This window comes from Vibrio rarus (genome assembly GCF_024347075.1).
Taxonomy (GTDB): Bacteria; Pseudomonadota; Gammaproteobacteria; order Enterobacterales; family Vibrionaceae; genus Vibrio; species Vibrio rarus.
Genome location: NZ_AP024900.1, coordinates 43,523 through 55,841 on the forward strand (window position 1 = coordinate 43,523; position 12,319 = coordinate 55,841).

13 protein-coding genes are annotated in these 12,319 nt (G+C 43.3%); 10 read left to right on the forward strand and 3 right to left on the reverse strand.

From position 1 onward, the window contains the following. Positions 1–9: 9 nt before the first annotated feature. Positions 10–837: a Cof-type HAD-IIB family hydrolase gene (locus OCU56_RS00200; protein WP_261874739.1), complete on the reverse strand. Its 828-nt coding sequence runs from the start codon at positions 835–837 to the stop codon at positions 10–12. Between the two features lie 87 nt (positions 838–924). Next, positions 925–1,902, reverse strand: a complete 978-nt coding sequence (locus tag OCU56_RS00205) for an alpha/beta fold hydrolase (RefSeq protein ID WP_261873607.1) — start codon at positions 1,900–1,902, stop codon at positions 925–927. Between the two features lie 68 nt (positions 1,903–1,970). Here OCU56_RS00205 and rhtB point away from each other — a divergent pair, with 68 nt between their 5' ends. The 6 genes from rhtB (at position 1,971) to OCU56_RS00235 (ending at position 6,976) form a co-directional block, all read left to right on the forward strand. Then, positions 1,971–2,588, forward strand: coding sequence for a homoserine/homoserine lactone efflux protein (gene rhtB / locus OCU56_RS00210; RefSeq protein ID WP_261873608.1), 618 nt, complete (start codon positions 1,971–1,973; stop codon positions 2,586–2,588). 126 nt (positions 2,589–2,714) lie between these two features. Next, positions 2,715–3,050: a metalloregulator ArsR/SmtB family transcription factor gene (locus OCU56_RS00215; RefSeq protein WP_261873609.1), complete on the forward strand. Its 336-nt coding sequence runs from the start codon at positions 2,715–2,717 to the stop codon at positions 3,048–3,050. 45 nt (positions 3,051–3,095) lie between these two features. Next, positions 3,096–4,103, forward strand: a complete 1,008-nt coding sequence (locus OCU56_RS00220) for an ArsJ-associated glyceraldehyde-3-phosphate dehydrogenase (protein WP_261873610.1) — start codon at positions 3,096–3,098, stop codon at positions 4,101–4,103. Between the two features lie 35 nt (positions 4,104–4,138). Continuing rightward, the gene (locus OCU56_RS00225) at positions 4,139–4,636 is read left to right on the forward strand and encodes a phosphatase domain-containing putative toxin (RefSeq protein WP_261873611.1); all 498 of its coding nucleotides are present in this window, start codon (positions 4,139–4,141) and stop codon (positions 4,634–4,636) included. A 33-nt stretch (positions 4,637–4,669) separates the two neighbouring features. After that, complete coding sequence (arsJ, locus tag OCU56_RS00230; RefSeq protein ID WP_261873612.1) at positions 4,670–5,899, forward strand: organoarsenical effux MFS transporter ArsJ; 1,230 nt, start codon at positions 4,670–4,672, stop codon at positions 5,897–5,899. Positions 5,900–5,962: 63 nt separating this feature from the next. Next, positions 5,963–6,976, forward strand: coding sequence for an acyltransferase (locus tag OCU56_RS00235; RefSeq protein WP_261873613.1), 1,014 nt, complete (start codon positions 5,963–5,965; stop codon positions 6,974–6,976). 8 nt (positions 6,977–6,984) lie between these two features. On the opposite strand, the gene OCU56_RS00240 is transcribed toward OCU56_RS00235, so the two are convergent. Next, positions 6,985–7,314: a DUF2500 domain-containing protein gene (locus tag OCU56_RS00240; protein ID WP_261873614.1), complete on the reverse strand. Its 330-nt coding sequence runs from the start codon at positions 7,312–7,314 to the stop codon at positions 6,985–6,987. Positions 7,315–7,635: 321 nt separating this feature from the next. Between OCU56_RS00240 and OCU56_RS00245 the strand changes: the two genes are divergently transcribed. From OCU56_RS00245 to OCU56_RS00260, 4 genes are all read left to right on the forward strand, one after another. Then, positions 7,636–8,001: a DUF4145 domain-containing protein gene (locus OCU56_RS00245; RefSeq protein WP_261873615.1), complete on the forward strand. Its 366-nt coding sequence runs from the start codon at positions 7,636–7,638 to the stop codon at positions 7,999–8,001. Between the two features lie 76 nt (positions 8,002–8,077). Then, positions 8,078–8,311, forward strand: coding sequence for a YecH family metal-binding protein (locus OCU56_RS00250; protein WP_261873616.1), 234 nt, complete (start codon positions 8,078–8,080; stop codon positions 8,309–8,311). Between the two features lie 602 nt (positions 8,312–8,913). Beyond that, positions 8,914–10,641 carry a dipeptide ABC transporter ATP-binding protein gene (locus OCU56_RS00255; RefSeq protein ID WP_261873617.1) on the forward strand — a complete coding sequence of 576 codons (1,728 nt, stop codon included), beginning with the start codon at positions 8,914–8,916 and terminating at the stop codon, positions 10,639–10,641. 89 nt (positions 10,642–10,730) lie between these two features. Then, positions 10,731–12,284, forward strand: a complete 1,554-nt coding sequence (locus OCU56_RS00260) for an ABC transporter substrate-binding protein (RefSeq protein ID WP_261873618.1) — start codon at positions 10,731–10,733, stop codon at positions 12,282–12,284. The last annotated feature ends 35 nt before the right edge of the window (positions 12,285–12,319 follow it).

The window sequence follows — 12,319 nt, forward strand, 5'->3', positions numbered from 1 at the left end:
GAGTAATATCTATATTAACAGGTGTTTAAGCAGATAGTGAGCCACAGCATCATCTTCATGGCTACCAATGACTTCATGATTAGGTAGAGCCGCTTTAACTTTGGGATGAGCGGTTTGCATCACTTTACCCATGCCAGCCATAGAGAGCATTTCTGCGTCATTCATGCCGTCACCAAACGCAATGCAATTGGTTAGTTGTTTATTTAATGAGTTAGCGACGGCTTGTAATGCATGCCCTTTTGATACATTGCCCTGCATCACCTCAAGACACCAAGGAGTAGAGAAGGCCACGTTTAACTTATCGGCAAACTGGCTATTGAGCTGAGCTTCAAATTGGGCAAGATGTTCATGATCTTTATGGGTGAAGAACAGCTTGGCAATGTTCTCTTTAGGGGCGTTACTGTCATCAAATAGAGAAAAAGCGAAGCCTGAAGATTGGCTAAATGCTAATAGTTGTTCATCCGCTTGATTGACCCACCATTGTTCATCTTGATACATGTGAATAATGATGTCAGGGTCCTGACGCATAATATCGACCACCCCTTGAACGTATTCAGCATTGACGTTCTGACTGTACATTAGGTTGCCATCAATATCGTGCACACGGGCGCCATTAGAGGTAATCATATAGGCGGGGATACCAACGGTGTCTTTAATATAAGACACATCAACATGATGACGACCTGTGGCAAAAATAAAGGTAAAGCCTTGTTCATTTAATTGCTTTAACGTCTGCTTGGTAAAGGCTGAGAGCTGGTGGTCAGGGGCGAGTAGCGTGCCGTCTAAATCAGACGCAACAATCGAAATGTTTGTAAAGTCGGTATTGTTCAAGGTTATGCCCTATATTGGTGTTTGATGCTTAGTCATAGTACGTGATAAGTGCATAAGGAAAGAGGGTAAATCGTGCTTTCCTCTTTTCCTCATTTATTGGGCAAAAAAGCCGAATATGGCATCTAACGCCTGATTTCTTGCGGGATCTTTCTCTACTAACACTTCATGCCTAGCATCAGCAATGGGTAGCAAAATAGCATCTTGGCGTGTGTGGCTAAGCTGAGCAATAAAGTGATTTTGTGCATTATTGTCCACAATAGTATCTTGGGTAGCCTGTAGCAAAAGCAGTGGAATATTGATCTGAGTTGCCTCTTTAACACATTGCTCGCAACCGAGTATGGCCTGCCAAACCCATTGTGTGCTTGGGCCGCCCATTTGAATGTCTTTATTGTCATCAAAGAGGTTTGCCGACCATTCAAATCTCAGTTCACTATGGCTGAGATTGTTGTCTATAAAGGGGGTTCTCTGGTAAGAGGATTGCCCTATTGCGTAATGAGGATGTTTTTTCCAACGCATTAATGTTTTGCATAGAGGTTTGGCGATGGCGCGTAATGGTGAGGGCATATTAATGCCAAACATTGGGGCGCTAAGGGCGATGGCATGAAACGGGTGTGTGGGATGACTTTGGATATAACGAGTTGAAATAGCCCCTCCCATAGAGTGAGCAAGTATGAAGCGGCGACTGTAGCGATTAAAATTAAAATGCTCAACTAGGCTGTGGAGATCATCTACATAGTCTTGAAAATCCTCTACATGCCCCATGTGCGGGTCATCTAACAGTCGCTCTGATCGGCCCTGACCGCGATGATCATAAGAGTAAATATCAAACCCCTGACGGAACAAATCAAAAAAGAGTTCCTGATAACGTTCGGCACTTTCTGTACGCCCATTGACCATTAAAATCGCTTTGTTATGAGCGGGAGAGGTGAGGCTAATCCAAGAGAGCTTTTTATTATCTTTGCCATGAATAAACCCTTGTTGCCGATTGCTCCAAAAGCTGGCAATAGGGTATTTCATTTGATGTTGGTAGTCGTGCTCCTGAGTACAGACATCCATCGCGTTATTTGGCATTGCATTCGTTCCCTGTTCACGTTACAACAGCATAACATTCTACAATGATAGTGAAAATAGGAACCAATATGGAGTTGAAAATTTGGTTAGCCTACCTTGTAACGGCGATCATTTTTAGCTTGGCGCCGGGCTCGGGTACCGTGAATTCTATTGCCAATGGTATTAATTTTGGTATGCGAAAATCATTATCGGCCATCCTTGGATTACAGTTGGGTTTAGCCTTTCATATTGTCTTGGTGGGTGCCGGTATTGGTGCTTTGGTGGCTCAGTCTGCTGTTGCTTTTAGTGTCATTAAGTGGGTAGGGGTTGTGTACCTTGTCTACCTTGGTGTGCAAAAGTGGCGAGATTGCAAAGGCTTCAAATTGGCCAGTTGTCAGCAGCAAGTATCCAGTGGGTTTTTATTAAAACAGGCGGTATTTATTAACCTAACTAACCCTAAATCCATCGTATTTTTGGTGGCACTATTTCCTCAGTTTATTAATCCGCAATTACCTCAACTCCCTCAGTTAGCCATTTTAGGGGTGACGACTATTGTGATTGATGCCTTGGTGATGCTCGGTTATACCGGTTTGGCGGCGCAAATGGGACGCTTTATTCGTTCTGACAAAGTGATTGGTAAGCTAAATAAGATATTTGGTTCTATGTTTGTGGGTTGTGGTGTGTTGCTAGCAGCAGCCAAAGGGTAACCACACTTTTTCAGTAAATACTTTTTGTTACATTAAGATTTGATGACACCAACACATTTTACTTGTTGGTGTCTTTTTTTTGTCTAATATATGTGGATATCCACATATGGTTATTTGGTCATGCTTATGTTGCCCCATCAATTTTTTAAATTACTTGCTGATGAAACGCGATTACGTAGCTTGCTACTTATTGCTAGAGAAGGAGACGTCTGTGTGTGTGAGTTAACGCATGCTTTACAAGAAAGTCAGTCTAAAGTCTCTCGTCATTTAGCTCAAATGCGGCACAGTGGAATTTTAGTCGATGAGCGACGTGGTCAATGGGTGTATTACCATATAGCCAAAGATCTCCCCGGCTGGGCAAGTAATATTATCGCAGGGTTAAAAGACTCTAATTGCTTAAAGCAGCAGTACATAAAAGACGCAGAAAGACTAAAACACTTAGACAATAAATCCTGTATATAGCGGGCAATTTGAAATGCTTACCTACCAAAAAGTAAAGGATAGAGAATGACTATTAAAATCGGGATTAACGGCTTTGGTCGTATTGGACGTTTGGCTTTAAGGGCGTCATTTGACTGGCCTGAAGTTGAATTTGTACAAATTAATGACGTGGCAGGTGACGCAAAAACACTGGCTCATTTGTTGGAGTTCGATTCCGTTCAAGGACGTTGGCATCATCCTGTGACCTTAGATGGTCAGAACATCATCATCAATGGGCAAGCTGTGAGAACCACTCAACAGCGCGATATTGAGGCGGTGGATTGGTCTGAGTGTGACGTGGTTCTTGAGGCAACGGGAGTGCACCGTAAAACCTCTTTGCTTAATAAATATTTAGATCAAGGGGTGAAACGGGTGGTGGTTTCTGCTCCTGTTAAAGAGCAAGGTGTCGCTAATATTGTCGTGGGGGTGAATGATGCAATCTTCGAACCTAACAAGCATAAAATAGTCACAGCGGCATCATGCACAACAAATTGTTTAGCGCCGGTGGTTAAAGTTATTCATGAGAAGTTGGGTATTGAGCAAGCGGCCTTTACTACGATTCATGATTTGACCAATACACAAACCATCCTTGATGCACCGCATAAAGATTTACGCCGTGCGCGTGCATGTGGCATGAGCCTTATTCCAACGACTACGGGATCGGCAACCGCTATTGTAGAGATTTTTCCTGAATTGGAAGGTCGAATTAATGGGCATGCGGTGCGCGTGCCTCTCGCGAATGCATCATTAACGGACATCATTTTTGATGTTAAGCGTGATACCACGGCCGAAGAAGTGAATGAACTACTTAAACACGCATCAGAGAATGAATTGAAAGGTATTCTTGGCTTTGAACCGCGCCCATTAGTCTCCATTGACTATAAAGGTGATCAACGTTCAACCATAGTGGATGGTCTCTCTACTATGGTGGTGGGGACGCGTATGCTGAAAATTTACGCTTGGTATGATAATGAAATGGGCTATGCGACTCGTACTGCCGAACTCGTGCGCACGGTTGGTTTAGCGGATAAGTAAATATTAATTATGGTGTTGTGTAGAGGAAAAATAAAATGACTCATCCTACTTGGGAACTTGCTATCGATCACGGAGCAGCATTAATACTGACTCCATGCCCTGGAACCAAAACATTAGGTCTTGATGAGTCTCTTGCTCAGTTAAAAGAACAGGGTGTAGAGGCGATTGTTACGGCTATCAATACACAAGAGATGGCCGATAAAAATGTGCAGGCTTTAGGCGATAAAGCCTTAGAGTTAGACATGCAATGGTTTCATCTTCCTATTGAAGACGACAGTGTACCGGATGTTGAATTTGCCAAACGTTGGGCGCAGGTGAGCCCTGAGATCCATAATATTATTAAGCACAGTGGTAAGATTGCGCTACATTGCATGGGGGGTTCGGGGCGAACAGGCTTGCTTGCCGCCCACATATTGTTGGAGCTTAATTGGTCTTTACCCAAAGTGATCACCAGTGTAAAAGAACTGCGCCCAGGTGCATTCACTAAGCCAGTACAAGTTAACTATGTTGAAGCACTCACACACAGTTATTAATACGGCTGATAGTTTGATGGGTGAGGTAACGAGATGCTATCAACGTTAGATAAAAGTGTTCGCCAATATATGTTGGTGACATTCAACTATTGGAACTTCACTTTAACCGATGGTGCTTTGCGTATGCTGGTGGTGCTGTATTTCTATGATTTAGGGTACGGCAGTTTGGCCATCGCGTCGCTATTCTTGTTTTATGAGTTTTTTGGGGTAGTGACTAATCTTGTTGGCGGATGGCTTGGGGCAAGGCTTGGTTTAAATCGCACTATGAATGTGGGGTTGGCCATGCAAATAGCGGCGTTACTGATGCTGGCTATGCCCGCTGCGTGGTTAACGATTCCTTGGGTGATGGCGGCACAAGCTTTTTCTGGTATTGCGAAAGATCTTAATAAAATGAGCGCCAAAAGCGCCATAAAAACCTTAGTTCCTGATGAGAAGCAAGGTGCCTTATATAAGTGGGTGGCCATTTTAACCGGCTCGAAAAATGCACTAAAAGGCGCGGGTTTTTTTATGGGTGGCCTTTTACTTTCGGGGTTAGGTTTTCAAGGAGCCGTGCTCGCTATGGCGACGGTGCTGTGTTTTGTGTTGCTATGTAGTTTGTTTTATTTAGAAAACGATATGGGCAAGGCGAAGAATAAACCGAAGTTTACTCAACTATTTTCTAAGTCTGAAAGTATTAACGTTTTATCGGCGGCAAGGTTATTTTTGTTTGGCGCAAGAGACGTATGGTTTGTGGTTGCCCTACCGATTTATTTAGGCAGTGTATTTGGCTGGAACCACTCAATGGTGGGCGGTTTTCTAGCGATTTGGGTCATTGCTTATGGGGTCGTTCAAGGTGTTGCGCCGAACATTACCGGCAAGGCTCAAGGGAAAGTGCCAGATGGTAAAGTCGCGTTACTATGGGTGGTCTTGCTATCCATTGTGACCGGTGCCATTGCATATGGTGTACAAATTGGCTGGCACCCTGAGTGGGTAATCGTGGGTGGCCTGTTAATCTTTGGCGCTATATTTGCGGTCAACTCCTCCTTACATTCTTACTTAATCGTCAGTTATGCAAAGGGTGATGGGGTGTCGATGGATGTTGGTTTTTATTATATGGCCAATGCGTTAGGACGCTTAATTGGAACGGTTCTCTCGGGGTGGGTTTTCCAAATAGCGGGGTTAGCGGCCTGTCTTTGGGTGTCGTTTGCCTTTCTTGTTTTAGCGAGCCTTATATCGCTAAAACTCCCTCAATGGCGACCACAAGAAACAAAAAAAGCTGGCTAGGTTTCCTTAGCCAGCTTTTTTATTGCTATGATGTTTGTGGCATAACAAAGGGAAGTGTGGCGAATGAGACAAAGGGTATTATTTTTTGATCTTGCCAGATGTGTCGCTGCCATCGCAGTGATCGCAATTCATGTATTAGCGCCATATCGGAATCAATATGGTGAGATCCCATTTGAGCAATGGTTTACTGCAATAAGTGTTAATAGTGTGAGTCGCTGGGCTGTACCTGTATTTATTTTAATTTCAGGGGCTTTAATGCTCAGTGATAAAAGGCCGTTTGATTTTCAGTACTATGTGAAACGTCGCCTAGGAAAGGTATTGATTCCTTTTATCGTATGGTCGTTCTTTTACGCTTATCTGTCTGGGTGGAGTGTTGCTGGGTTTGATGGGAGTCATGCCATGCAGGTGCTTATCGCCGGTTTGGATCATGCCACCTATTATCATTTGGGTTTTTTCTATTATTTCATTCCGTTGTATTTCGTTATCCCATTTTTACAAATAATGGTGCGTCGTTTTGATGACAAGGCGCTATATGCTTTGACCGCCTTGTGGCTATTGAGTAGCACGCTGTTCTTATTGCGTATTGATGGGATGTGGAGTCACTCATTGTGGTTATATGCAGGCTTGCTCCCCCTTGGCTATATCTTGTATCAAAAGGTGCCATTAACTAAAGCGAATGTGACGATGTTTACCTTGCTGGGGGTGGTGGCTTTTATCGTGACCATCTATCAGGTCACTCACCTTACGATACAAGCTGAGGAGTACACGTTTGGTCGTTGGCTCTCTTATAAGACTTTAAATACGGTATTAGCGGCCAGTATGATATTTATGCTCTGTCGCTATTTTGGAGAGGGGCTCCCTGCTACAGCCAATAAAGTCGTCGGCTTTATTAGTGCTCATAGCTTAGGCATTTACATACTACATCCTATTTTTCTTTGGCCAATGCTGCAGTATGACTGGTATGACGGGCATCCAGCATGGGTGATACCTATGTGGATTGTTATCAGTGGAGGAGGAGCCTTGTTGATCAGTTGGCTAATTTCCCGTACCCGCAAGCTCGCTTGGCTACTGCCATAGGTTGAGTGTTAGCGTTTTAGGGTAAATCCTAAAAAGGTTTCCCCTTGGTGAGTGAGTTCACCACGGTAGCCAGGTAAGAGTGCGTGATAGTAATGAATGCCTACCTTAAAATCGCGTTTTGAGCGTAAAGGGCCTTTTTGTACGCTTATCCAGTATTCCTGACCTTGCGTTGCTGATTCACTATCAGAGATCTGAGTGATTTTCTTATCAATTATCGTCACCGTCGCCGTTTGTTCTGTGGGCGCTGTATTAGGGCCACGTCTGCGTTTGATTAAGTAAATTAACGCTGTAATGGTAAAGCTTGTGATAAGCAGCGCAGTAAATAGTGATGTTGGCATAATACACCTCATTTTTTGCCAAGCAGTGTAGCTTGTTGCTGTTTTGGGAGAGCGCGCCAGATAAGGGAACGTGATCCATATTTTAATAGGCAGTAAAAAATGACGCTTGAGTCACAGAACCCGATTGAACTGCACCAATTTGCAATGGTCTTATCTATAACAAGATACTAGTTTTCAAATACTTGCTAAGCTTGATAATACTTTATGGTTAATCTGCCCAACTATTTTTGTGGCGGAATAGAAAGACCAAGCACTTATTCGGCTTGGCTTAAATGCAGTTATAGAGCTCATTCTGTTATTTGGTTTGAGTAGGGGAGAGGGATGTCAGATATTGATCAAGTGGTCACACGAACAAGACGTATTGAGGGGCTATTACGTACCCGCTTTCATGCTCGTGGCCGAGGGCTTCATCAGTTAATCACCGATAGTGAAGAGCGCTTGCCTCGTGAGGTGATTGCGAAACTGCGTTATGTGGCTACTGTGCGCAATAAGATGCTGCAGGAAGATAACTTTGAGTTAGAAGATAGAAAGCAGTTTGTGCAGATATGCACTTTGTGTGAGAAAGAGCTAACACCGAGAAGTGGGCGTTTTATTTGGGGAGTGGCGATTGCTCTCATGACTTTACTGACGGTCGCCGCAGCCTTCTTTTATTATGTTAATTGGGCAGAATTTAGTGTCCATCTTTAGGTTGGATCTTTTGATTTGGGATAATGCCTTTCGCTTGTATGCTTGCTAGAGTTAGCCCAAATAATTAGGAGTTTCTATGTCTGTACATGCACACAAAATATTAAATCAACTGCGCGAGCAACCAATGACAAAAGCAGAGCTGAATGCTTGGGTGGCGACAGAGTTTGGTGAGAACACAGAGTTTCGAACTTGCAGTAAAGAAGGTTTTGATTTCGATGCTATCCTCACTTTTTTCTTATCAAGAGAAAAAATTGTGCTTGATGGCGATAAATTCAAAGTGAATGAATCTAACATTTGCTCTCATAACTAATATTTTTCTTCTTTCTGTAATGAAAAGTCCCAATGATTGGGACTTTTTTTTGTGCCGTACATTGGTCATTTCTCTCATTTTCTCTGATTTTTAATCCCTGCGTATTCATCTTCTATTTTGGTTTTGGTGTTGTTTATCGTCTGCTTTTCAATGAAATAAATGCCGTAATAGACTGATTTTAATTCATTTATCGGTATTTTGTTTTGTCTGTGAAGTTTGACTTGTTTTGCATAAATATTGCCAAGGAAGTGCATATAAGTGATGTGTTTTTATTGCTTCATTATGTGTCGGGCTAGCTGTAACAAAGGCTTACAGATATGGGGATATTATCCGCTGTTAATTTTATGGATAATTATGCAAAATATTGGTTTTAGATGTTACTAATCATCTCTTGCTTGACGATAAAGCCAATTTTTATTCTTTAAATGTTGCTTTTGTGTGTCTTTTTTGCCAAATTATGCGTCTAACGCAATATTTATAATTGTGTTCTGAACGAAGACGCCACAGAAAGGCGCAAACTGAATATGCAATCAGTACGTTCATTTCGAATGGATTCAACTTACAGACAAGGCAGAAAACTGTCCAGCAGTAGAGGTCTGGTAATGTCATTATTAGAAGTAAAAAACCTTCGCATTGAGTACCCGTCAAGGCACGGTGTTCACGCAGCAGTAAAATCCCTCTCTTTCAATATTGAGCGTGGCGAAATTGTGGGTGTTGTTGGTGAGTCAGGTGCGGGAAAATCGACCGTCGGTAACGGTGTTATTGATCTATTGAGCCCTCCTGGGGTCATTGCCGGTGGTGAAGTATTTTTAGATGGAGAGAAAATCTCCGGACTATCGTCACAAAAAATGCGTCAAGTACGCGGGTCTAAAATAGGGTTTATTTTTCAAGATCCTATGACCTCTTTAAACCCATTATTTACCGTAGAACATCAATTAAAAGAAACCATTCATGCCAATATGAATGTCTCTGACGAAGAGGCGTATAGACGCTCTTTAGAGTTGATGAATAAGGTGGGTATTCCTCAGCCAGAGAACCGCTTAAAGCAATATCCTCACCAATTTTCTGGTGGTATGCGTCAGCGCGTTGTTATTGCTATTGCCTTAGCCGGTGAGCCCGATCTGATTATTGCCGATGAGCCAACTACGGCATTGGACGTTTCTATTCAAGATCAAATACTGACTCTGATTCGTGATTTATGCATTCAGCAAAACGTCGGTTGCATGTTAGTCACGCACGATATGGGCGTGGTTTCGAACGTAACTGACCGCGTTGCAGTGATGTACCGAGGCGATCTTGTTGAATTTGGAGCAACCAGCAAAGTACTGGGCGACCCAGATCATCCCTATACCCGAAGCCTTATCTCGGCAGTGCCTCGTTCGGATGTGAAATTAGACCGATTCCCATTAGTGAGTTATATCGAAGAGGCCACAGAGCATGCCCCGTTAGATGTGAAAAATCACTGGCTGGGTCAAAGCCAAGATCAGCGAAATTATACGGGACCACTATTAAATGTGGAGAATGTCGATCTTCGTTTTATCACTAAAGATTCCTTATTTGAAAGTCGCAGAGAGTATGTTCAAGCATCCAATGATGTCAGCTTTAAAGTGTTTGAAGGTGAGACGTTTGGCTTAGTGGGCGAATCCGGCTCAGGTAAGTCAACTATCGCCCGTGTCATTGCTGGTTTGTATGCTCCTGATGCAGGTAAAGTGACTTTTGAGGGGATTGATTTAACGGGCTTAAAGAACGAAAAACAGCGTCGTCCAATGCGTCGCCAAATGCAGATGGTATTCCAAAACCCTTATACCTCTATGAATCCGCGCATGAAGATTTTCGATATCATTGCTGAGCCTATCCGCTTTCACAAATTGACCGCCAATGAAACGGAAACTCGTCAGATCGTCAATGATCTGTTGGATCATGTTGGTTTGGGGCGCATGGCGGCGGTGAAGTACCCTCATGAATTTTCTGGTGGTCAGCGTCAGCGTATTTCTATTGCGCGAGCCCTTGCTACTCGCCCAAGGTTATTGATTTGTGATGAGCCTACCTCAGCACTGGATGTGTCGGTGCAGGCGCAAATCTTGAACCTTCTGAAAGACCTGCAGGATGAACTGAATTTAACCATGTTGTTTATCAGTCACGATTTACCTGTTATTCGCCAGATGTGTGACCGCATTGGTGTGATGCAAAAAGGGACCTTATTAGAAGTTGCGCCTACGGAGCAATTATTTAAGTCGCCACAACATGAGTACAGCCAACATTTAATCTCATTAATGCCCGAGTTCAAAGGTTTGCGCGAAGGCAGTGATGAAGTCGCAGAATTAGCTTAGTCGTTTAAGCAATTGCTCTTAGAGCACAAAACACAGCACACAAACAGCAAACATAATAGGGATTACATCCCGCATGAAGGAGTTATGCAATGAAAACCATTAAGACCAAATTGGCTGTAGCACTTGCAGTCGCTGGCCTTGCCTTTAACGTAGCCGCCGCAGATATCAAAGTCGCTTATGATGCTGATCCTGTCTCTCTTGATCCACAAGAGCAGCTATCTGGCGGTACGCTTCAGTTATCACATATGATTTTTGATCCATTGGTACGTTATAAGCAGGATTTGTCGTTTGAACCTCGCTTAGCCACTAAGTGGGAGCGTATCAATGAGACAACTATGCGTTTTACCCTGCGCCAAGGTGTTAAATTTCATTCAGGTAATACACTAACAGCTGATGATGTGGTGTGGACCTTTGCTCGTTTGAAAGATTCTCCAGACTTTAAAGCAATTTTTGCCCCATTTGAAAAAGTGACAAAAGTTGATGACTACACATTTGATCTTGTTTCTAAAGGTGCTTTCCCGCTAGTTCTACAGACAGCGGCTTATATTTTCCCTATGGATAGCAAGTTCTACACAGGTAAAACCGCAGACGGTAAAGACAAATCTGAGATTGTGAAGCACGGTAACTCCTTTGCTTCAACTCACGTATCAGGTACGGGTCCATTTATCGTTACATCTCGTGAGCAAGGCGTAAAAGTAGAATTTAAACGTTTTGATGGTTACTGGGATAAAGAGTCAAAAGGCAACGTTGATCATCTAACACTCGTGCCAATCAAGGAAGATGCGACTCGTGTGGCTGCACTACTTTCTGGTGGCGTGGACATGATTGCTCCGGTATCACCTAACGATCATAAACGTGTTGAGTCGGCTAAAGGCGTTGACCTAGTGACGCTACCGGGCACGCGTTTAATCTCTTTGCAAATGAATCAAAACAGCAACCCAGCGCTTAAAGATGTGCGCGTTCGTCAAGCTATCGTATATGCCATCAACAATGACGGTATTGCTAAGAAAATCATGAAAGGGTTTGCGACTACTGCAGGCCAGCAAGGTCCTGAAGGTTACGCTGGCTATGTGGCTGAACTTCAGCCTCGCTATGACTTGAAAAAAGCGAAGCAACTTATGAAAGAAGCCGGTTATGCCGATGGTTTCTCTCTTACCATGATTGCACCAAACAACCGTTACGTGAACGATGCAAAAATTGCCCAAGCAGCCGCAGCAATGTTGGCGAAAATTGGCATCCGTGTCGATCTGAAAACAATGCCTAAAGCGCAATACTGGCCTGAGTTTGATAAGTGTGCAGCAGACATGCTAATGATTGGTTGGCACGCTGATACAGAAGATTCAGCAAACTTCACTGAGTTCTTAACCATGACTCGCAATGAAGAAACAGGTAAAGGTCAGTACAACTGTGGCCATTACTCTAACCCTGAGGTGGATAAACTAGTAGAAGCGGCGAACGTGGAAACTGATCCGGCGAAACGCGCTCAGATGCTACAAAAAGTAGAGAAGACTTTGTACGATGAGGCGGCATTTGTACCACTACATTGGCAGAACCTTGCATGGGGTGCGAAATCTAATGTTGAGATCAAGCCAATCGTGAACGCAATGAACTTCCCTTACTTTGGCGATCTAGTTGTTAAATAACAATTAATACAATAAAAAGGCACGCTTTTTACACA